Annotated in this window: 20 protein-coding genes; 13 read left to right on the top strand and 7 right to left on the bottom strand. The window is 36.4% G+C overall.

All coding sequences use genetic code 11. The features are described from left to right. Window positions 1-47 precede the first annotated feature (47 nt). Window positions 48-899, top strand: coding sequence for an alpha/beta fold hydrolase (locus tag ACMAYL_RS05520; protein ID WP_412462907.1), 852 nt, complete (start codon window positions 48-50; stop codon window positions 897-899). On the opposite strand, the gene ACMAYL_RS05515 is transcribed toward ACMAYL_RS05520, so the two are convergent. Next, window positions 896-1,561, bottom strand: a complete 666-nt coding sequence (locus ACMAYL_RS05515) for a type 1 glutamine amidotransferase (RefSeq protein WP_103216523.1) — start codon at window positions 1,559-1,561, stop codon at window positions 896-898. The two genes, ACMAYL_RS05520 and ACMAYL_RS05515, sit on opposite strands and share 4 nt — an antisense overlap. Before the next feature lie 425 nt (window positions 1,562-1,986). Between ACMAYL_RS05515 and ACMAYL_RS05510 the strand changes: the two genes are divergently transcribed. After that, window positions 1,987-2,463, top strand: a complete 477-nt coding sequence (locus tag ACMAYL_RS05510; protein WP_103216524.1) for a hypothetical protein — start codon at window positions 1,987-1,989, stop codon at window positions 2,461-2,463. Between the two features lie 7 nt (window positions 2,464-2,470). Here the strand turns inward: ACMAYL_RS05510 and ACMAYL_RS05505 are convergent, their stop codons facing one another. Further along, window positions 2,471-2,659, bottom strand: a complete 189-nt coding sequence (locus ACMAYL_RS05505; RefSeq protein WP_103216525.1) for a hypothetical protein — start codon at window positions 2,657-2,659, stop codon at window positions 2,471-2,473. Window positions 2,660-2,841: 182 nt separating this feature from the next. After that, a complete protein-coding gene (locus tag ACMAYL_RS05500; RefSeq protein ID WP_103216526.1) occupies window positions 2,842-4,098 on the bottom strand; it encodes a M48 family metallopeptidase in 1,257 nt (418 codons plus the stop codon). 71 nt (window positions 4,099-4,169) lie between these two features. Here ACMAYL_RS05500 and ACMAYL_RS05495 point away from each other — a divergent pair, with 71 nt between their 5' ends. From ACMAYL_RS05495 to ACMAYL_RS05485, 3 genes are read left to right on the top strand one after another with little or no spacing between them, the layout of a single operon-like run. Continuing rightward, on the top strand, window positions 4,170-4,889 hold the full coding sequence (locus tag ACMAYL_RS05495) for an MBL fold metallo-hydrolase (RefSeq protein ID WP_392991075.1): 720 nt from the start codon (window positions 4,170-4,172) through the stop codon (window positions 4,887-4,889). 25 nt (window positions 4,890-4,914) lie between these two features. Continuing rightward, window positions 4,915-5,388, top strand: coding sequence for a thioredoxin-dependent thiol peroxidase (gene bcp / locus ACMAYL_RS05490; protein ID WP_103216528.1), 474 nt, complete (start codon window positions 4,915-4,917; stop codon window positions 5,386-5,388). A 33-nt stretch (window positions 5,389-5,421) separates the two neighbouring features. Then, entirely contained in the window at window positions 5,422-6,552 is a 1,131-nt protein-coding gene (locus ACMAYL_RS05485; RefSeq protein WP_412470846.1) for an endonuclease/exonuclease/phosphatase family protein, read from the top strand. 31 nt (window positions 6,553-6,583) lie between these two features. Here ACMAYL_RS05485 and ACMAYL_RS05480 read toward each other — a convergent pair whose 3' ends face one another. Then, complete coding sequence (locus tag ACMAYL_RS05480) at window positions 6,584-7,594, bottom strand: phosphatase PAP2 family protein (RefSeq protein ID WP_103216530.1); 1,011 nt, start codon at window positions 7,592-7,594, stop codon at window positions 6,584-6,586. Window positions 7,595-7,757: 163 nt separating this feature from the next. Here ACMAYL_RS05480 and ACMAYL_RS05475 point away from each other — a divergent pair, with 163 nt between their 5' ends. Beyond that, window positions 7,758-8,855, top strand: a complete 1,098-nt coding sequence (locus tag ACMAYL_RS05475) for a hypothetical protein (RefSeq protein ID WP_412470845.1) — start codon at window positions 7,758-7,760, stop codon at window positions 8,853-8,855. Next, window positions 8,843-9,436, top strand: a complete 594-nt coding sequence (locus ACMAYL_RS05470) for a hypothetical protein (protein ID WP_392991080.1) — start codon at window positions 8,843-8,845, stop codon at window positions 9,434-9,436. The genes ACMAYL_RS05475 and ACMAYL_RS05470 overlap by 13 nt, the downstream gene beginning before the upstream one ends. Here ACMAYL_RS05470 and ACMAYL_RS05465 read toward each other — a convergent pair. From ACMAYL_RS05465 to ACMAYL_RS05455, 3 genes are all read right to left on the bottom strand, one after another. Then, the gene (locus ACMAYL_RS05465) at window positions 9,426-10,379 is read right to left on the bottom strand and encodes a thrombospondin type 3 repeat-containing protein (protein ID WP_103216533.1); all 954 of its coding nucleotides are present in this window, start codon (window positions 10,377-10,379) and stop codon (window positions 9,426-9,428) included. The genes ACMAYL_RS05470 and ACMAYL_RS05465 overlap by 11 nt on opposite strands. Window positions 10,380-10,477: 98 nt before the next feature. Then, window positions 10,478-11,848, bottom strand: a complete 1,371-nt coding sequence (locus tag ACMAYL_RS05460; RefSeq protein WP_103216534.1) for a hypothetical protein — start codon at window positions 11,846-11,848, stop codon at window positions 10,478-10,480. A 99-nt stretch (window positions 11,849-11,947) separates the two neighbouring features. Continuing rightward, on the bottom strand, window positions 11,948-12,175 hold the full coding sequence (locus tag ACMAYL_RS05455) for a DUF4911 domain-containing protein (RefSeq protein WP_392991082.1): 228 nt from the start codon (window positions 12,173-12,175) through the stop codon (window positions 11,948-11,950). Window positions 12,176-12,317: 142 nt separating this feature from the next. On the opposite strand from ACMAYL_RS05455, the gene ACMAYL_RS05450 reads away from it, so the two are divergent. The 6 genes from ACMAYL_RS05450 to ACMAYL_RS05425 all read left to right on the top strand — a co-directional run bounded on the left by ACMAYL_RS05450 (window position 12,318) and on the right by ACMAYL_RS05425 (window position 20,520). Beyond that, window positions 12,318-13,046, top strand: coding sequence for a tetratricopeptide repeat protein (locus ACMAYL_RS05450; protein WP_103216536.1), 729 nt, complete (start codon window positions 12,318-12,320; stop codon window positions 13,044-13,046). A gap of 8 nt (window positions 13,047-13,054) precedes the next feature. Then, window positions 13,055-15,265 carry a LysM peptidoglycan-binding domain-containing protein gene (locus ACMAYL_RS05445; RefSeq protein WP_392991085.1) on the top strand — a complete coding sequence of 737 codons (2,211 nt, stop codon included), beginning with the start codon at window positions 13,055-13,057 and terminating at the stop codon, window positions 15,263-15,265. Window positions 15,266-15,352: 87 nt separating this feature from the next. After that, a complete protein-coding gene (gene topA, locus ACMAYL_RS05440; protein ID WP_412470844.1) occupies window positions 15,353-17,878 on the top strand; it encodes a type I DNA topoisomerase in 2,526 nt (841 codons plus the stop codon). Between the two features lie 5 nt (window positions 17,879-17,883). After that, entirely contained in the window at window positions 17,884-18,804 is a 921-nt protein-coding gene (locus ACMAYL_RS05435) for a DUF368 domain-containing protein (RefSeq protein WP_412470843.1), read from the top strand. A 91-nt stretch (window positions 18,805-18,895) separates the two neighbouring features. After that, window positions 18,896-20,008, top strand: a complete 1,113-nt coding sequence (locus ACMAYL_RS05430; RefSeq protein WP_103216540.1) for a hypothetical protein — start codon at window positions 18,896-18,898, stop codon at window positions 20,006-20,008. Continuing rightward, window positions 19,996-20,520, top strand: a complete 525-nt coding sequence (locus ACMAYL_RS05425) for an FMN-binding protein (protein WP_412462902.1) — start codon at window positions 19,996-19,998, stop codon at window positions 20,518-20,520. The genes ACMAYL_RS05430 and ACMAYL_RS05425 overlap by 13 nt, the downstream gene beginning before the upstream one ends. Window positions 20,521-20,528 lie beyond the last annotated feature (8 nt).

The raw sequence follows: 20,528 nt of genomic DNA, 5'->3' as shown, positions 1-20,528 counted from the left end.
TAAGTATAATTATAAAAGCTAAATAAAAATTAATCAAAGGGTAAAATATGGAGCCAATTAAAAGAGCGATTCCTATGCGTGACGGTGTCAAATTGTATACCGAAGTCGTTGAGCACGGTGCTAAGTACTGGCTAATAGCGACTCATGGAATAGGTGAGCATTTAGGTCGACATAAATACCTGCAAGAAATTTTTGGCTTTGATGTAAACGTTTTTCAATATGATCTTCGTGGTCATGGCCGAAGTGGTGGAGAAAAAGCATATATCGATCCATTTGAGCAGTATATGTTAGACCTTGAAGATTGCCTTAAGCATTTAAGAGAGAATTATAAAATGGAAGATTATATTCTCTATGGGCATTCGATGGGTGCTCTAATCACTTGTGGCTTCACTCAGAATAACTTAAAAGATGGCCCAAAACCTAGAGCTATAATTGTAAACGCTCCTCCTGTTGGAGTAGGTGGTCCCTTCGCAAAGTTTGTTAATAAAGTGAAAGGCAAGTACTTTAGCAAGCTGGCCTCGATTAAAATGTCGATACCACTTGGTGGCCTTGTTGACTTAAATACATTATCTCACCGTAATCAAGTTGTTGAAGAATTTAAGAACGATCCGTTTAATCTTCAAAAGCTTCACACTAAACTTCTACTTGAAATGGTTTCCTGTAGTAAGAAGGTATTTTCAAAGCCTATTAATGATGAAGTGGAGAAATATATTTCTTATGGAACTGCTGATGAGCTAGTTAGTGTTCCTGAACTTGAAAGGTACTTAAAGGAAGTAGACACAAGTTTTACGATTACAAAGATAGAAGGCGCACGACACGAACAATATCAAGAAATTGAAAAGTATCGTACACCTTATTTTAACTATCTTAGGGAAATAGTTAAAAAACTAATTTTCTAACGAGTTTGAATATAGTCGATAAAATTTTTGATTACTTTACGTCCACCTTCGTAACCTGACTTTAGCTCTTCATCTGAAAGAGTCATCTCAATATGACTATCGACAAAATCTTGCGATGCCTCAGGGTGGCCTTGGAAGCTAAAGAATGGAAGAGTCTCATGAGCAATCCCATCAAGGAAGCAATCATTTGAAGTTGCTAGGTGAACAAAACCTTTTGGAAGCTCTTTCACTTCGTAGTGATGGGTAATAAAGAGACTAAATTCTTCACCCTTATTAAAACCAAATTTATCCATGAGAATTTTTGTTTTTCTGGTCCCTTCAAAAAGCTGATTATCAGGTTTAACCATATCAACTGTTGAGCCAAAGATATCGGCAATGAGTTGATGGCCAAAGCAAATTCCCATAACAGGGATATCTTGTTCTAATTTTTCTTTCATACGTTTAGCAAGATCGACTTGCCAATCAAGTCTTTGGTAGACGTTTGAGTCTGAGCCGAAAATGATATAGCCACTGGCCTCTTCAATTTTATCTAGTGAGTCACATCCAAATTGAGATACCCAATGATATGTCGTCGGTATATTAAAATTTTGAATCATTTGATTCATACAATTGTAAGACGGATTGTTGATAGCACAGTCAATGATAGCAATAGGCTTCTTCATTATTTCACCTTCTAAGCTCGAATAAAAATGCGTTAATTAATGAGGGCATAATCTAACAAAATTGTTAAAAAGCTAAAAGAAGTTTGTCGAAAAAAGAAATTACTTCTTATGAAAATTGACACTTTAATAAGTTCCGTTACACCTCAAACTTTTGGCACTTTTCAAATTAAAGTTTGAAAAATCAGTATTTTTAAAGGCCAAATATTTAAATACAATGAAAAATATTTGAAATTTATAACTTACCAAGACTTGGTAGGGCCTAAATGTGAATTCAATACCTTTCAATTTTGTCTCGAATCTAAAAAAAAAATACTTTGTTGATATGAGTTAAAGGGCTAATTTTATATAGAATCTAACTAAAAACAGGTTAAAGTTAAGCTAAGAGTTAACCGATAAATAAATTAAGATTAATTCGGGGGGATATCTTGTCAACTGCCAAGAAATTAGATCAAGACAATATTGAGAAGCCAGCAACTTCTGCAGAAGTGTCAAAGGTTTCAGCTTCTTCTAAAGATGAAAATCCATCTAATGTTCTAGAGTTTTCTATTACGAATCAGATCAAAAGTGTTGATTTATCAAAGTTAGGTGAAAGTTCTGAAGAGAGCACTGGTAGTTTAAATAATCTTGATCTAAGTGCTAAGCCAGTAGGCGATATCACTCATACACAAATCTTAAATTTAGCAAAAAGTTCAACTGAAGTGGATGTGCTTGAGGCACAGGTGAAGTTAATCGCCCTTTTTGTATCTGAGGCCAGACTACTTGAGGGCGAGCTGAATAAGTATATTCACGCAATTCACAAACAAAGCCCACAGTCTAAGAAGTATCTTCTTCAAATGAGGAAAGTTGTTAAAGACTTTTCTAATATTGAAAAGATTCTTGAGAAGGCCAGGTCCGTAAAATAAGCTGGAATTAGCGACTTGCTATTTGAAGTAGCTTATCTTCTTTTGTCTTCTTTGAGTCACCCTCTTTTTTAGAATCTTTTTCATCTTTTTCAGGCCCTTGGTCTTCAACTGGAATACTCTTTAAGATCTCAGTTGCAGATACATTCATGTTAATACCAAGACATGCGATTACGGCCATTGCTAGTAAAAGTTTCATAATTTCCTCACGTATAGAATTATGCTTAGAATAGGAAGGATTTAGGCCTTAGACAAAGAGAATCGGTCCGGTGTAGTAATTTTTTTAAACATGTAAGATTGAGATGGGATTCTTACAATGGAGAGGACATTTTTAAGAGTGAGGGTAAGTTTAAGCGGTGCCAAACTTACCCTGAATATTTATTATTTTTTGATAAATGTTTCTAGAAACTTCACCCTTGTCAGTGCTGGTGGGTGAGAGTGGTAAAATGAGCTGTAAACTGGATCTGGAGTCAATGTACTAGCGTTATCCTTATACATCTTCACTAGAGCGTTAATAAGCTCCTGAGGATTTGAATGAATTGATGCAAATTCATCAGCTTCAAATTCATACTTTCTCGATGCCCAAGATGAGATTGGAGTAATAAAGAAAGTATAGATACCACTAACAAGTAAAAATAGAGTTAGGGCCATGTAAGTTTGAGTTGTATGTACTCCATGCATTTCGAAGAACCATGATGTTTGCATCAGCTGACCTAGGATAAAAAGACCAATGAAGCTGAAGACAAAAGCTTTAATCATCATTTTAAGGATATGCTTACGCTTGAAGTGACCTAGCTCGTGAGCAAGTACGGCCTCTACTTCTGAAGCGCTTAATGTATTAATCAGAGTATCAAAGAAGACGATACGCTTATTCTTTCCAAAGCCTGTAAAATAAGCGTTTCCATGTCCACTCCTACGTGAAGCATCCATCACAAAAAGCCCCTTACTTTCAAAATCGACACGCTTTAAAAGATCAAGAATTCGCTCTTTTACCTCTCCTTCTTCAAGTTCTGTAAATTTATTGAAAATTGGTGCGATAAAAGTTGGGTAAATCCACATAAGTAATAGTTGGAACACACTTAGAAATGCCCATGCATATGCCCACCAATACTGTCCTAAAGATTCCATGATCCAAAGAATTCCATAGATTAGTGGAGTTCCGATAATTAGTCCTAGCAGTGAGCCTTTAATCATATCCATTACGAAAGTTTTAAAAGTTGTTTTGTTAAATCCATACTTTTCTTCGATAACGAAAGTTGAGTAAAGGGCCTCTGGTAGGCCAAGTATTGAATTAATGAAACTGAATGCCAAAATGAAAACCGTACCAGTTAATAGCGGTGATAATCCAAGTGTCAGAATTGATTTGTTAAGTGCGTCAAGTCCACCACCTAGAGTCCAAACAACAAGAATAATATAGCCCAGGAAGTTGAACAGTTGTCCCTTATTAAGCTTCTCCATAGTGTAGCGAGCAGCTTTCTGATGCTCTTCTAGTGAGATTTTGTCAGCGAATTCTTCCGGTACAGCATTAAAGTGTTTACCGATATGTTTAATATTTCTCTTATCTAGGTAAGCCTCAATTAATCCTTTGATACAAAGGACTGAAATAAATACTTTTGATGCGATCGTAAGATTGACCATATGCTTCCTTTTTTTTAACTTCTATATTTGTTATGACCTCTATATCATGACAAAAAAAAAGGTATTTGCCTATGAATGTTCACCAAATTTATACCGATTCACCTCTACGCAATTACAACTACATTGTCGAAATGGGCAATGCAGAAGTTGCTGTAGTTGATCCTATCTATCCCGAATTAATCAACGAATGGTTGGCCAATAATGATCGTCAACTTGCAGTGATTTTACTCTCGCATGGACACTATGATCACGTGGCAGGTGTTGAGGCATTAGTAAAAGAGCATGGCGCTCAGATTTGGGGCCATAAAGATAGTTTTGAAACAATTGACCGCATACTCGTTGATGGAGAAAGAATTTCAACCGCATTAGGGGAAATGGAAGTCATCGAGACTCCAGGACATACGATGGACCACTTATGCTTTCTATTTTTTGAATCAGCTAAGCAGGTTGAGATCATTACAATGGATACGATTTTTAATGCAGGCATTGGAAATTGTAAAAATGGCGGCAATCTTGAAGTCTTCGTTAAGACTATTTTAGCACTTAATGAAAGAGTCGAGGATCAGGTTATTTTATGGCCTGGCCATGATTACATTATTAATAATCTAAACTTTACCTTGGCCAATGACCCGGAGAATGAGGCAGCTAAAGAGTTACTTGAGCGAGTGCAATCTGAAGGTAGCATTGGATTTCAAACCAATTTTGAAACAGAAAGGAGAGTTAACCTCTTCTTGATGACGAGTGATAAAGAAAGAATTAAAGACTTAAGAAAGAAAAGAGATAATTGGTAAATTAAAAACAATTAAAGGAGTTGATATGAGTTTTCCAAAAGTTGGAAATATGGCGCCAGCATTTACAATGCTTAACCAAGATGAGCAAAAAGTAAGCCTTAAAGATTTTAAAGGTGAGAAGAACGTTGTTCTTTATTTCTATCCAAAGGCGATGACACCAGGATGTACAACACAAGCTTGCGGTATTCGTGATTATAAGAAAGAGTTCGCAAAGGCCGATACAGTTGTTTTGGGTGTGTCTCCAGACGAGCCAGCACGTCTTGTGAAATTTATTGAAAAACAAAAACTGAATTTTGACCTTCTATCAGATCCAGAGCACAAGTCGATGGATAAGTATGGTGTTTGGGGACTTAAGAAATTCATGGGTAAAGAATACATGGGTGTTATCAGAACGACTTTTATTATTGGCAAAGACGGTCGTCTGAAATATGTAATGGATAAAGTGAAAACTAAGTCACACCATGAAGACGTACTTAACTGGATTAAAGAGAATCTATAGACTCTGTCTTTGAATTTTTAGAAGAGGAAGTATATGAAGGCCCTAATTTTATTTTTATTATTTTCAACGACTTATGCAGCAACAATTGAAGTGATGTCTTATAACGTTGAAAACTTATTCGATACGCAAAAAGATGAAGGAAAGAACGACTGGTCATACCTTCCAAAGAATACTAAAGGAAAAGTTGAAGCTTGTAAGAAGGTTTCATCTAAGTACCGTCGTGAAGAATGTTATTCTGCAGATTGGACTCAAGAGAAACTTGATCTTAAGCTATCTCAAATTAAAGACGTTGTTCTTAAAGAAAGAAAAAAACTTCCAGATTTATTAGTAGTTTCAGAAATTGAAAATGAAAACGTAATCGGACAACTTGCGAAAGTTTTAGGTTATAAGAAATTCTATACATCTAATTCACCGGACTACCGTGGAGTTGACCTTGCTGTTCTTTTTAATGAAACAAAAGATTTCAAGTATGTTTCAAAAAGAGAGCATGTTCTAAAGAGTGATTACTTAAAGAAGAGACCTTCTCGTAATATCTTTGAAGTACAATTTAAGTTAGGAAATAATGACTTATATGTTTTTGCTAACCACTGGCCAAGTTTAGGAAACCCTGATGAGGCAAGAGTAACAGCGGCAACAACTTTAAAAACTAGAATTGATGAAATCATGAAGAAAAATGCTAAGGCATCAGTTCTTGCTGTCGGTGACTTCAATACGATTCCAGAGCTAAAGGAAGCTGGCAATAAGCACCCAATGCGTGACGTTCTTTTAAAGGATGGAACGATAGTGGATGTTGAAAAGGTATTTCGCTCAGAAAAATCAAATGCAAAGAGAGTGCAAGAAATGCCACCGGGGACTTACTACTATGCTAAAAATTCTCAGTGGAATCACTTAGACCGCGTCTTTGTACCAAAGGTTATGCTAGGTGATAAGCATCCTATTAGAGTTGATTTAAAATCTTACAAGATTTATGCACCAGATTTTATTCGCCAACCTCAACCTCAAAGTGTTTATGAAGAAGACATTGAAGAGATGAGAGATCGCGGATTTAAAGTAGAGACAAAGAAAGTGCAAACAGCACCGAATCGTTATGATCACTTAGCAACTAAGAAAGCTAAGGCCGGATACTCTGATCACTTTCCACTTGTTTTCGAATTAAATTACTAAAAAAAGAAAGGCCCTTTAAAAGGGCCTTTTTTTATTTATCAAATACGCTGTTAAAATATAGTCTTGTACATTCTCTAACTGGATCAACACCAGCTGGGTTCTCTTGATAGAAATCCTTACACTTTTTCATGAAGTCTTGAGCATAAGTATCTTTCTTTTTTCTTCCGCGAAATTCAAAGTGAAAACCAACGTAATCAGGAGCAACAACTGGGTGAATCGACATATCCCACTTTTCGTTTCTTTCTGGGTTGTACTCACTTGCATAAATTAGTTTACCTGTTATGTGACCTACAAGAGCACCAATAGCAACATCACTTGCCCAGTGTGCACGGTCGTGAACACGTGACCAACCACCAATAGCTGCTGCTGTATAGGCAAGAACAGGGATGAATTTTGATTCATCTTTGTAGTGTTCTGCAATTACTGTCGCAAATGTAAAAGCTGTCGTAGTATGTCCCGAAGGAAATGAAACGTTATCGTTATCCCAATTAAATCCAGTAAAATCATTCTTATCTTCTGTTTTGTTTGGTCTAACACGGCTAAAAGTCATCTTAGCAGCTCTTGTGATTAGTCCCGATAATACAGTTGCCTTAAGTGCAACTTTTGAGATTCTTTTGATCTCATCATTTTGAATAACAACACCCAGAGCGTAACCTGCGGCAGAAAGTTGGATAGGGTAACTTCCAGCTTTTTCACCCCAAAAAGCAATTTCTTCTGAAACTTCTGTACGATTGTCTTGAGCAAATTGCATTAATTCTTCATCGTTATTAAATAGTAAAATTGCCGTACCAGCAGTTGCTCCAATCAGTGCAAGCTCTCCATTTGTAAGGCCAACAGGAAGCGTTTGATAAGAAGGAGCGAAAGTATATTCACCGTAACGGTTAATAATTCCATCTTCGGCGTAGCGAGGTTGAAATACACTATCTTCTCCCATTCCTGGGCAGTGACCATCTCTTAAGAAATCTTCTACTAAGCATTCGGCTTGAGCATTAATTACGAATACTAGGCATGCCAATATTCTTAAAAACTTACGTCCTCTCATAAATTCTCCCTAAACAAAATTATATTTGTGCCATTATATCTTGATAGGTAAATCACTAGTGTGTTTTTGTTGTATTTACATAGGGGCTACAAATTTTAGACAGTTAGATGGCGGTAATATATTTCCTCAATTTTTACAGATAAAATTAAGTTAAAATAGTTGAATGAGGGGAATTTTAATTCTAATTTTAACTATTTACGGCCTATGTGCATATTCATCAAATGACTTTAAATACCAAGATCGTTCGAATGATTTTAAAGGGTTAGCTAAGTCCCTTATTGCTGAATATGAGTATCAGGACTTCAGTGGCTTTTATCAAAACTACTCAGAGCACTTCTTGGCCAATCAAGTTTTTACTAAAGGAAGTGAAAGGTTCTTAATTAAGCTTGGACTAGAGGCAGATCCTAATCATTTAAATAAATTTATAGAACTTGAAAGAGGAGAGGTTGTAAACTTCAATGTTAATAGCACTCCAGTATCTATCTATTTTGAAAATATCTCAAAAGTTGAAAAATATAAGATCGTAAAAAGTGTAAAGGGCTTTGTTGCAAAACAGATTAAGAAAGGTAGCTTTAAGAAGTACACTCTCTTAGATCTAATTATTCCAAAGGCCCACGCATTAGAGTGTGAAAATCAGCTTGAAGAGATTGTTAATATCAATGATCTCCAAGCTCCAATTGATAAGTTCAATAAAGACTATCTGATGTCACAAGCAAGTGGCTGTGTACAGAAGGCGCTTAGTGCTGCATGGGCAAGGACTGGCGGGCTTGTTCAAGATGTTGGAAGTGGGGTTTGGAATTTTATAAAATCTCCAGTTAAGTCAGCAAAGAAATTTTGGAATAGTGCAGTCGATACTTATGAGACAACAAAAGAATTCATTACGCAAATAGATGAGAAATTAGCCGCTCTTGGGGATGCCCTTGGCGCTATGTCAGTTGAGTCGCAAGTTCAATTAGTTTGTGCACTTGTGGGGAATTTAGGATCTAACGTTCTTCTTAATGTTATTATGAAAGGTCCACTAGGTCTTGCTAATGCTATGACTTCGTTAGCGGACTTATCAAAAAGGGTGACATCATCAGCAAAATTTCTCCAACTTCTTGATCAGTTAAAGAATGTTGGAAAGTTAGGAAAGGATAAAGTCGGGGAATTGATTAATAAAGTTCTTACGACAAATAATAAAGAGGGTCTTGATAAGGTAAATTCTCTTTCATCAGCTAATTACGTAAACCTTACAGTGGAGTATGCAGCATGCGCGCTTTAATTATATCAATACTCATCACTTCTAGTTTCAATATTGCTGCTTCAGGAAAGAAGTGCAAGGACCTAGATGAAAAGGTTACAAGAGCGATCGAGTCTCAAAAGATAATGAGTCAAAGAGGAATTAAAGGCGAGATTAGACAGGAGATGACAAGTCTTCTTGATCGAGGTGTTGAGATCGATCCAATGTTTTTTCAACAGATGATTTATCGTAAAGGGTTCAAAACAAGTGGCTTTAAAGACAAAGGCCTTCTTGTGGGGCACGCAAAGAAGCACGGTGATGAATTTAACTTTGTAAGTGATAAGCAATACTTAAAAAATGCAGAGAAGTTTGCTCGCTCTAGTGATGATAACATCATCTCATTTAGAAGTAAGAATGATATTTATCGCTACAATCCAGTTTCAAACGAGTTTCAAGTTATCGAGCGCTCTGGAAAGGTCATCGGTACCTATTATAGGCCAGATCTAAGAAAGCTAAATGCTGCACGAAAACGAGAGAATTTACCCCCATTTAAAAGTGTAACTGAATGGTTCATTAAGAATAAATGGGAGCGTTTTGTTTTAAATAGTGATTTTAAAAAATAGAGAATAAATCATTAAAAATTTTGAAAGCATAACTTTTTGTGAATGCTTCAAAGTTAGTAAATCTCTTTTCAAAACTTTTTTCTTTTGAATTCTCTTGATACAGGTAAGCTGTTGCAGCTTCTGCAAACATTTCTTCAGGTGAAACTGTCGAGTATGCAGAAGGGAAGTTATCATACACTAATAAATCATTAGTATTTGTTAATCTTAGTTTGGCTTCAGAAAGATTAATTTCTGGATAATGTTGGTCGTTATTATGCTGATATGTAAAGTATCTTTCATTTAAAGACCAACCAACAGAGCTGATGAAATCTTGATATAGCTTTGGATTTTCTTTTTGAACAAAGTGAAAGAACTCATGTGTAAGTGTTAGATTGATTTCTTCATCATTCTTTAATTGATCTTTATAGATAACAACTTGTTTCCACTCTTCATCATACTTACCTTTTGTAAGCCAGTTCGTTGGATGTGTTGTTTCAAAAATGACGAATTTTAAATTTTGCGTTGTTTCAGTAAAGCCAATGTCGAGTAACTCTTTAACAAGACGGATTTGTTTCAAACTAATTTCTGCAGCTGGGATGATTAGGACATTATAATCATCATAAATCTCAAGTTGTAATGAACTTGCCTCAGATCTCTCTTCGTCAGTAATATTGTCGCTAAACTCAAAATCAACAAAGTCGATAATGCCATTGTTATTGATATCACTTCCTACTTTTGATTTATCCTCTGGAAATTCATCAATGATATTGTCGTAACCATCACCATCAATGTCATTATCCATAGCATCTGGGATTCCATCGAAGTCTTGATCGAGAAAGATGAAGTAGTTATCATTTCTAATCACATCTTTTTCTATGAAAGTTTGATTAATTGTATAGCGAAGCTTTTCATTAATAGAAATGAGATTGAAAGTTATTGAAAATGCACTTTTTGCAAAAAGCATCGAAATTGCGAAAATCCCTAAGGGCCAGAGTTGGCCCCTTAGAGAATTCTTAAATATGTTTTTCTTATTGAAAATCATTTAGCTAGTTAGTCCATTTCTTAGTGGTAGTGAGCTGACCAAATATCTGCCCATGCTTCAATAAAACCACCATGTCCACCAACTAGTGCATAAGATAGGATCGCAGCAGGGAAGTATAGAGGTCCAAGTAGTGCCGATTGTTTAGCATGACCAGCCTCGTGTCCAGAAGCGAAACGGTATCCTGAGCAGAAGTCTAATTCAAAAAGTCCTGCAGACATTTTACCTGGAACAATACCAAGTCCACATACGTCAGCGTAGATCTGCATTTTTGAAGCAGCAATTCTGATACGTGGAAGATCAAATTCAATCATTCTTGCATAACGGTATGGTGTTACTGCTTCAAGGAAGTTTATGAATAAGTTAACTCCACGGCTTACTGGAACTAGTAGTACTTTAGTTGCAACAAATGCTCCACCAACCATTGTGTTAATTAGACCCCAAGAAAGGTTTGAGGCAACAACAAATAGGTGCATAAGAGGGTGATCTGGATTCGCTGGGTCAAATAAAAGTGACTTCTTTCCAAATACATTTTCGTAAGTCATTAGGGCCTTATCAAATTCAGCTCTTTGCTCTTGTGTTAGAGCTTCTTTTTTATACTCACTGAATTTTTCAAGTTTTTCAGCATTTTCTTGCTTCCCAGTATTAAGAAGATTGTTGATATTTTCACTTAATTCTGGAGAAAGAATATTTGCATCTCTCATCGCCTTTAGCTTAGTAAGAGTCTTCTTAGCATCTTGGTCGATGATTTTCATCATTCCGATATAGGCCATATGCTGTTGAAGAACTTCAAGTTTGAATGCTTCATCATTTTCAGTAAAACGTTGCATTTTATCAGAAGAGATCTCTTCGATATAACCGATTGAACGTTTTGAATAACCTTCACTTAGATTTCTCATATAAGTAAGAGAGTAGAGTGCAAGAACTTCATTCTGCGCCATTTGTTCTGGTGTATTAATGAGACGATTATTTTCATCTTTACGGTAAGAGTCTTTTCCAGCATCAAAAGTAATCGCGTGAATATCAAGTGTTAGATCTTTTACTTGCTTCATCCAATTACGAATTTTCTCTTTACTCTCATTATATTTTTCAACTGTACGAACTCTTCTTTTGCGATCGTTAGAGCCATAAGTTTGTTTCGAATCAGTCCATGTCTCAAGCTTTGGAGCACTATTAATGAGTTTCGCAATTTGCTCAGATTTAATCTGTAACTCATTTGCCATCATAAGTTTAGAGTCAGATAAGTTTGATTTTTCAGAGCTTTCAAGGCTTAGCTTGAAATCATTAAAATGATTGTTGATGCCTTTATTGGTAACGACCTTACAAGATGCCATTTGAAGGCAGGCCAATACACATAGGGTAGTATTAGCAACTTTTTTAATTGCTGGTGACATAATCTCTCTCCGTTTTTTGGTTTACGGTTTTTTGGGAGTTATATCATTTAATTTGATTGAGTTAGTCGGGTTTGAAAACTTCTCGTAGATGTACAAAATTTAGTCAATAAATTGAAGATCAATTTCTTGAGCTAATTTATTCAGTAAGTACTTAACTTCAGGCACAAGACTAGGGTGTGCTTGAACAACAATGTCGCGATGGCCTTCGTGCTTGTCGCCTTCGATTGTTGAGTAGAAACATAGGCCTTCATTTGCTTCAAGTTGAAAGTAGAAATATGCTGATTCTTTCTTTGGTACTCTTACAATTGTTTTAAATATCTCACTCATAAAATACTCGACAAGTTTGTTTTTTATTTAGTTATTTGGCTTGGCAGTCTTTGCCTATGCACGAAATTTCATTGACTTAAACGCTTTGTAACCTAAAATATTATTAAAGGCCACTCTTTTATCAAGTCATGGAGGACTACAAGTGAAAGATTTCAGGAAGAGATTTCCACTCACTTCAGTATTAATTTTAGCTTTGGCAACGACATCTTGTTCGTGGTCAAAAAGAAAAACTCTTTTTGATGAAGAAGGCTATCCAATTGAAGAAGATAAGCAAGTAGCAGCTAAACAACAAATGGTTCCAAAGGCCCAGTACGATCAACTTCTAGAAAAGTACGACAAGCTTTTAAAAGATACTAAAGCACCAAGCTTAGCAGAGCAATACAAGGCCAAAGGTGGCAAAGAGTCTGCCGAGCAAGTACAGCTGAGTATGATTGATGATCTACAAGGTGCAAAAGGTAATAATGTTGCTGAGACTGTAGATGTTTTTGCTAATGAAGTGGTAGCACAAAAGAAGCAAGAACAAACTGACGATGTTCTTCTACAAAAAGAATTAAATCTTTTAAAACAGGCCGAAGGTTTAATGGCCCAAAATCGCCTTGATCAATCGTTAACAATTTTAAAAGATCTTGAGGGGTCAAGACATAGCCAAATTAAAGTAAGAGCAAAGTTTTATCTAGCAGAAATGCTTTTTGCACAACAAGAATTTGATCTTGCTATGCAATTATATGAAGAAATTCTTAGACAACACGCTTTTTCAGGTCTTGTTATTAAGAGTTTAGGAAGACTAATTGTTTGTACAGATAAATTAAAATTAGCAAAGAAGAAAGAGAAGTATTATTCAATCCTTCACGATTTCTTTGGTGAAGCATAGGGCATAGTTTGAAGAAGAAAAATCTAAGCTTATTCTTTTGTATCGTATCTCTTCTCATGAGCATGGGACAAGTGCGTGCGCAAGATGATCTTAAGGATCTAGAGCTTTTAGATGATAAAGACCTTCTTATGCTTTTAGAGGAAGAAACAGATCAGCCTCAGCAAACGGATGTTTCAGATGAAGTCCTTTCAGACGAATTAAATTCAATTAAAAGTGATCAAAAGAAAACACTTCCTGGCGAGGAAGTTCTTACTGATGAAAATCTTAAAAAGATTGATGCTAATAATTTAGAGAACGCAGATAATCTTGAAGAGATTGATATACTTGCAAAAGATGTTGATACAAAAACACAAGAGTCTAATGTTGATATTGTAGAGCCTGAAAAAGCTGCACAAAAAAATGTTAGTAATCAAAATGTAACAATTGATAAAAATCTTTTTAATGTAGGAAAGGAAGAGAAAGAGCTTCTAGATCTTGCAAAATTTGTTGAAAAGAAAATTCCAGAAGAAGAGTGGAATGAGCTTGCAACAGCTGCAAAAGTCGATAAGTATATCGTGCAAGATGGCGACTGGCTTTGGAAGATTTCACAAAATCTTTTTGGATCAGGTTTTTATTATTCAAAAATTTGGTCGATGAACCCTCAGATTACAAATCCACACGAAATTGAGCCAGGACAAGTTCTAGTATTTTCTACTGGTAGTGAGAGTTCTTTTCCAAAAGTTGCCTTTGGTTCTTTTGAGGATGATGGAAGTCAAGTTCGTCGTTCTGAGAACGTTAAGGTTGCTTCATCTGGTGCATTCTCAGCATATGGTGACGATATAAAATCAGATTGGTTAAAAGAGAGAAGGACACTTGTAAACAAAGGTGCATTCTTTCAATCACTAACAGAGTCTTCTTATGATGATGTTCTTTCAATGACTGAGATTGAGTTAAATACTGATTATAAAAAGTATGCGCCACCAATTTCTCGTATCATTATTGAAGAGCCAGATACTCAATATGACAAAAATGGTATTTCTTCGATTGAAAGACAAGAGATCACTGTTTCTCATGGATTCTATCTAAATACTTTTCTTACAACTAATCATATTCAAGATTTAGGTTATATCTCAGATAAGCAAGACGAGTCGGTTTTAATTCACAAAGACCAACATATCTACGTTAAGTTTGATAAGAGTGTACAGGTTAGGCCAGGTGATAAGTTTTCAATTTATCAACCAGATGGAAAAGTATCTCACCGTATCTCGGATCGTGAAGGTTTACGCTATACAATTCTTGGTCAAGTTAAGGCAATTCGTGAGTTAGAAGATAATAAGTGGGAAGTTGCTGTTGACGAAATTGTTGAAACAATTGAGCGTGGAGCTAGGCTAACTGTTTATACTCCAAAGATTGCTAAGATCTTTAAGACTTATAACCCACGTCGTATTGAAGCTGCGATTATCGGTTCTTATAAGCAACAAGATCGTGGGCTTGCCCTTGGAAGTGTTGTCTATTTAGACAGAGGTCGAGTTGACGGAGTTGAGCTTGGAAATGTTTTTGAAGTTTACTCTTTTATGGATAGAGGAACAGGAAAACAAATTAGTTCACAACCTACTTATGTAAAAGGTGAGGCAACTGTTATTACTGTAACTGATAACTTTGCTACGGCAGTTGTTTCTTATAGTAACTCAGGGCTTGATCTTGGAGATATTGCTCTGACAAAATCTGAAGCGACAGCAAAGATGGCCGAGCAGTTACGCAATAACACACGTGCAAAGAATCTTGGTAAGCAAGAAAACCTTGCTCTTGAAGAACTTGATGTTGAGCTAAACTTAGACAATCTTGGGGAAGATCTGCTTAAACAAGTTGATGAAATTCGTCTTGAAGAGGATGAACTTGAAGAACTTGAACGCCAAGAAAGAGAGAAGTCGATCATTAAGGAACAAGCTCGAGATCTTAAAGAACTAGAGAAGCTTGAGAAAGAATTGATTGATGCTGAAACAAAATTAAATGAGCAAAAGATCGACGAAGATACTTACTTAGAGCGTCAAGACCTGAATTTAATTGAGAAAGGTGTGAAGGCTAAAGATCCTAACGCACTACCTTCAATGAATGAAATTGAATCACAAGAAGGTCTAAAATATATGGATGAAGATCTGAACACTAAGGAAAACCCTTACGGATTGACTCCATATGACATCGAAGAAATTGAAGAACTATTGAATAGTGACTCAAATTAATCTATGCTAGCAAAAAATATGTTAAGATACCCTTGGTGCGTTCCTGTAACGCACCTTGTTTTTTTATAACAGGAGAAAGTGAACGTCATGACACAATCAGAAGTTGTGAGTGAAGCTACAACAAATGCTGCCTCTGACAAGGCCTCGAAAAAAGTAGCAAAAAAAACAACAAGTAAAAAGAAAACAACAAAGAAGAAGACTGCCAAAAAAACTGCCAAAAAAACAGCAAAGAAAGCTGCTAAAAAAACGGCCAAAAAAACAGCAAAGAAAGCTTCTTCATCTAAAGAAAAAGACTACAAACTAGTCATCGTGGAATCACCTTCAAAGGCCAAAACGATTAAGAAATATCTTGGCCGTGGTTTTCAAGTTGTTGCCTCAAACGGACACATTAAAGACCTTCCAAAGTCTAAACTAGGTGTTGATATCAAAGAAAACTTCGAGATCGACCTTGTTCCTATAGCTGGTAAAGCAGCAAAAATCGAAAGAATTCAAGAATTAGCAAAAGATGCAAGTGAAATCTTCCTGGCACCCGACTTGGACCGTGAGGGAGAGGCCATTGCATTCCATCTTGCTGAAGAAATTGGTAAGCGTAAAAAGATTAGAAGAGTAATCTTCAACGCCGTTACTAAGAATGCTGTAACGAATGCCGTTGAGAATCCAGTAGAGCTAAATGTTAATATGTATGATGCCCAAAAGACTCGTCGAGTTCTTGATCGTCTAGTGGGTTATAAGATTTCACCAATCCTTTGGGATAAGGTTCAACGTGGTATTTCTGCTGGGCGAGTTCAGTCGGTTGCCCTTAGAATTATTGTTGAAAGAGAAGACGAAATTAAAGCTTTTGTTCCAGAGCAATGGTTTTCTATCCATGGTGAAATGGAAAAAAATGGAACTCTTTTTGAATTCAAATACTATGGTGAAGATGCCAAGAAGAAAACAGAACTAACTGATGAAGAGTTCACAAAACAAATTGTAAAAGATGTTAATGGGAAAGAGTTTGAAGTAATTGACGTTAAGAAACGTGAGAGAAAACAAAACCCAACACCTCCTTTTACGACATCAAAGCTTCAACAGGAAGCTGCCAATAAGTTAGGCTTCACGGCAAAAAGAACTATGATGGTTGCGCAAAAACTTTATGAAGGGATTGCAACAACTGACTTTGGTACAGTCGGTCTTATTACTTATATGAGAACGGACTCTGTTAGAACTGAGCCTGAATCATTAAATGCACTACGCGAATACGTAAAAGATCAATACGGTGAAAAGTATTTATCACCGGAGCCTATTGAATATAAGAAGAAGGGAAGTAGTAAGGTTCAAGATGCCCACGAGGCCATCAGACCGACATCTCTTGAATATACTCCAAATCAGCTAAGAGGTGATTTAGAGCCAGATGAACAAAAACTTTATGAGCTTATTTGGAATAAATTCATCTCTTCTCAAATGAGCCAAGCTGTTATTGATCAAACGGCCGTAACTTTTGAATGTGAAGGTCACTTCTTTAAGGCCAATGGTTCAATCATTAAGTTTCCAGGTTTTAGAACTGTTTATATGGAAGCTGCTGCAGAGAAAGCTTCTCGTCGTGGTGGAAATGATGATGAGGATGATAACGACACACCAAAGGCAACAGGTGAGCTACCAATTATTGAGGTCGGCGAACAAATGCCAGCAAAAAATGGACCTGCTGAGCAGGAACATTGGACTTCTCCTCCTCCACGCTTTAATGAAGCCTCACTTGTTAAGGCTTTAGAAGAGCAGGGAATTGGACGTCCATCGACATATGCTTCAATTATTTCAAATATTCAAGATCGTGGTTACGTTGAAAAGGTTGAAAACCGTTTCATGTCAACTGAGCTTGGAACTGTTGTTTGTAAAATGCTTATCGAATCATTCCCAGATGTCATGAACGTTGCTTTTACGGCCAATGTAGAAAAGCTACTTGATAAGATTGAAGACGGTGAAATTAAGTGGAAGAAGGTACTTAAGGAATTCTGGCAAGGTTTTGAAAAGACTCTTGAAAAAGCAAAAGAGGAAATGAAAAACCTCAAGAAGCAAGAAATCCCAACTGGAATTCACTGTGAAAAATGTGAAGACGGAGAGTATCTGATTAAGTGGGGACGTAATGGTCAGTTCCTTGCTTGTCGTAACTACCCGGATTGTACTTCTACTCACGATTTTAAAAAGCACCTTGACGGTAAAATTGAAATACTTCCAAAAGATTGGTTTAGAGATCCGTGCCCTGAGTGTGGAAAACGTCTTGAGGTTAAAAAAGGTAAGTTTGGTCGCTTTGTTCGTTGTGAAGAATATCCAAAATGTGAAACGACACTTCCATATACAATCGATGTAACTTGTCCAAAATGTAAAAAAGGAAAGTTTGCTGAGAAGAAATCTCGTTATGGGAAGATCTTCTACGGGTGTACGAATTATCCTGAATGTGAAACAGCTCTTTGGAATGAGCCTAAAGTAATGGATTGTCCTGCTTGTGGATTTGGCGTAATGGGCGTTAAAGAAACAAAGAGATGGGGAAAACAGCTTCAATGTCCTGAGTGTAAACACTCTGTTGATTGGGAAGATACTCCATTTGCAAAAGAAGAAGCACAAGAGAATAAAGAGTAAATAATATGATCAATAAAAATACGGCCCTTGTTTTTTGCAAGGGCTTTCTTATGGGCATTGCCGACCTAATCCCAGGTGTATCTGGGGGAACAATTGCATTTATAACTGGTATTTATGACAAGCTTCTTGAGACTGTTGCGTCCATTGATAAAAATCTTATCAAAGATGTGGTGACATTAAATTTTAAAAATGTTTCAGAGAAGATTGATTTAAAATTCATTATACCTTTGGCAATAGGGATACTCGGTGCCATGCTTTCTTTAGCAAGGCTAATGCACTATCTAATCAATTATCACCCTGTTCCTACATGGGGATTATTTCTAGGTTTAATCTCAGCTTCAATCATTGTGATTGCAAGAGACTTAAAGGATCGTAAGAGCCCTGTGGCCCTTGCGATGGTGGCCCTAGGTGGAGCTATTGGTTTTGCTATTACACAACTTGTTCCGGTAACAACTCCAACTGACTTGTGGTTTATTTATATTTGTGGCCTTATCGGAATTACGGCCATGATCCTTCCTGGTATTTCAGGTTCATTCATTCTTTTAATTTTAGGAAAGTATGAATACGTAACAGGTGCTCTAAAAAATCCATTTCAAGAAGGTGCTCTCGTTATCATTGGTGTCTTTGCTCTTGGCTGTTTAACTGGTCTTGTGAGCTTTTCTAAGGTTTTAAACTTCTTTATGAAGAATTTCCGCGAGCGCACAATGGCATTTTTAGTAGGGATTCTTCTTGGAACTTTATCTAAGGTTTGGCCTTGGAGAGAAGTGACAAAGTCTGTTGTGATTCGTGGCAAGACGAAGGTCTTATCAGAGAGCCTTTATTTTCCAACGGCCCTGACAACAGAAGATATTCTTGCTGTTGCGCTAGTTGTCATCGGCTTCTTATTTGTCTTCATTCTCGAGCGTAGCGCGAATAGAAACAACTAAAAATATTGTCTAGTTTAGTGACTTGACCTTTTATTTAATTCTCATTAACATCCGTTTGGTAATTCAAACAAAAAGTTTAATAGGAGAATAAATGAAGAAGTTGTTTATCGCTTTAATTGCAGCAACTACAGTTAGTGCTGCTACAACACAAGAGCTAGAAAGAAGAATTGATATTCTTTCAAAAGAAGTACAAAGCATGCAAGCTAAGGGCCTTTCGTCAAAGGTTAGCCTTGGTGGTTACGGTGAGATTATCTACACTGACAATAGTGAAGGTACGGCACAGTGGGATACGTTAAGAAATGTTCTTTACGTAGGTTACCAATTTAGTGATAAGTGGTCTTTCATGACTGAGATCGAAATTGAGCACGCTGACGAAATCTATACTGAATTTGCAGAAATTCGTTATGCTCACTCTGATCTTTTAAATTTTAAAGCAGGTCTTTTACTTACTCCAATCGGTATCGTAAACACTGAGCACGAGCCAACTCGTTTTATTGGTGTTAAGCGTCCAAGACTTGAAAATGCAATTATTCCAACAACAATGCGTGAAAACGGTCTAGGGATCTACGGTACTTGGAATAATCTTGAATATAAGTACTATATCATGAACTCTCTAAAGTCTTGGGATGGAACGAATGGTTTCTCTGAGACAGGTGTACGTGGTGGACGTCAAAAAGGTGCTCAAGCTCTTGCTGGTCACTGGTCACACGTTGCTAGAGTTGACTATGGTTTTGACTTTGGTCTAGATCTAGGGACATCAATCTATGTAGGTACAACTAACGGTGCAGCACAAGGTGAGCACAATATCTACGATGTTCATTTAGCATATAACTACAAAGGCCTAACAGTGAAGGCATTATATGTTTACTCAACTCTTGATGGTAAAGAATTCTCAGCAGCAACATCAAAAGTTGTAGCTGACGTAATGCAAGGTTACTATGTTGATCTAGCTTACAATATTACTCATGGTAAAACTTACTCAATTATGCCATATGTAAGATACGAAAGTTATAACACTCAAGATGAAGTTGACTCATCTGTTGGTGTAGCTGATAAAGCAAACGATAAAGAAAATATCACAGCTGGTATTATGTATAAGCCACTTGATAAAGTTTCTTTCAAAGCTGATTTCACAAAACTAAACAATGCATCTAATGCAGGTGAATCAGAAGAAGTAAACTTCGGGATCGGATGGGAATACTAAGATTTTCAAATCTATTCAATATAAAGGCAGTAAAGGGGATTTTCCTCTTTACTGTTTTTTTATTTCTGGCGAAGGGAGAAGCTTTTGCTGGAATCAAGGAAACTCTTTCAAAGAAGTATCCTGATTGTTCGTTTGTTGAGAAGTCTAAATTCTTAACAGATAAAGAGTTTGAAACAATCAAATCGAAGTATCCTACACGTGATATTCGTCGTTTTTACTCGTTTTTTAAGAGAGAATGTAAGAATGAAACGTCTTATGACTTCGTCTTTACAGATACTGTTCGAACGAAGAATCAAGTTCTCCATGTTCACGTGGTTAAAAATAATATTGAAAGTTTAGCGATTGTTAAATTTGAAGAGCCTTCAGAATATAAGGTGAAATCAAATTGGCTATCTCGATTTAAATCTCAGAAGCCTGATTCAATTGATATTGTTTCGGGGGCAACGCTTTCTTCAAATAGTACAAAATTTTTAGTATGGTTGTCGCTATATCTCCAAAAAGATATAATCTAGTTTAAGCT

It is taken from the genome of Halobacteriovorax sp. RT-2-4 (genome assembly GCF_047085445.1).
GTDB lineage: Bacteria > Bdellovibrionota > Bacteriovoracia > Bacteriovoracales > Bacteriovoracaceae > Halobacteriovorax_A.
Note: the sequence above shows the minus strand (reverse complement) of the source record. Positions and strands in the feature narration are given on the sequence as shown.

Excerpts from the sequence above, each read along its gene's own strand:
- ACMAYL_RS05520 (WP_412462907.1), top strand. The coding sequence starts at position 48 with ATGGAGCCAATTAAAAGAGCGATTCCTATGCGTGACGGTGTCAAATTG.
- ACMAYL_RS05515 (WP_103216523.1), bottom strand. The coding sequence starts at position 1,561 with ATGAAGAAGCCTATTGCTATCATTGACTGTGCTATCAACAATCCGTCT.
- ACMAYL_RS05505 (WP_103216525.1), bottom strand. The coding sequence starts at position 2,659 with ATGAAACTTTTACTAGCAATGGCCGTAATCGCATGTCTTGGTATTAAC.
- ACMAYL_RS05500 (WP_103216526.1), bottom strand. The coding sequence starts at position 4,098 with ATGGTCAATCTTACGATCGCATCAAAAGTATTTATTTCAGTCCTTTGT.
- ACMAYL_RS05495 (WP_392991075.1), top strand. The coding sequence starts at position 4,170 with ATGAATGTTCACCAAATTTATACCGATTCACCTCTACGCAATTACAAC.
- bcp (WP_103216528.1), top strand. The coding sequence starts at position 4,915 with ATGAGTTTTCCAAAAGTTGGAAATATGGCGCCAGCATTTACAATGCTT.
- ACMAYL_RS05485 (WP_412470846.1), top strand. The coding sequence starts at position 5,422 with ATGAAGGCCCTAATTTTATTTTTATTATTTTCAACGACTTATGCAGCA.
- ACMAYL_RS05480 (WP_103216530.1), bottom strand. The coding sequence starts at position 7,594 with ATGAGAGGACGTAAGTTTTTAAGAATATTGGCATGCCTAGTATTCGTA.
- ACMAYL_RS05475 (WP_412470845.1), top strand. The coding sequence starts at position 7,758 with ATGAGGGGAATTTTAATTCTAATTTTAACTATTTACGGCCTATGTGCA.
- ACMAYL_RS05470 (WP_392991080.1), top strand. The coding sequence starts at position 8,843 with ATGCGCGCTTTAATTATATCAATACTCATCACTTCTAGTTTCAATATT.
- ACMAYL_RS05465 (WP_103216533.1), bottom strand. The coding sequence starts at position 10,379 with ATGCTTTTTGCAAAAAGTGCATTTTCAATAACTTTCAATCTCATTTCT.
- ACMAYL_RS05460 (WP_103216534.1), bottom strand. The coding sequence starts at position 11,848 with ATGTCACCAGCAATTAAAAAAGTTGCTAATACTACCCTATGTGTATTG.
- ACMAYL_RS05455 (WP_392991082.1), bottom strand. The coding sequence starts at position 12,175 with ATGAGTGAGATATTTAAAACAATTGTAAGAGTACCAAAGAAAGAATCA.
- topA (WP_412470844.1), top strand. The coding sequence starts at position 15,353 with ATGACACAATCAGAAGTTGTGAGTGAAGCTACAACAAATGCTGCCTCT.
- ACMAYL_RS05435 (WP_412470843.1), top strand. The coding sequence starts at position 17,884 with ATGATCAATAAAAATACGGCCCTTGTTTTTTGCAAGGGCTTTCTTATG.
- ACMAYL_RS05430 (WP_103216540.1), top strand. The coding sequence starts at position 18,896 with ATGAAGAAGTTGTTTATCGCTTTAATTGCAGCAACTACAGTTAGTGCT.
- ACMAYL_RS05425 (WP_412462902.1), top strand. The coding sequence starts at position 19,996 with ATGGGAATACTAAGATTTTCAAATCTATTCAATATAAAGGCAGTAAAG.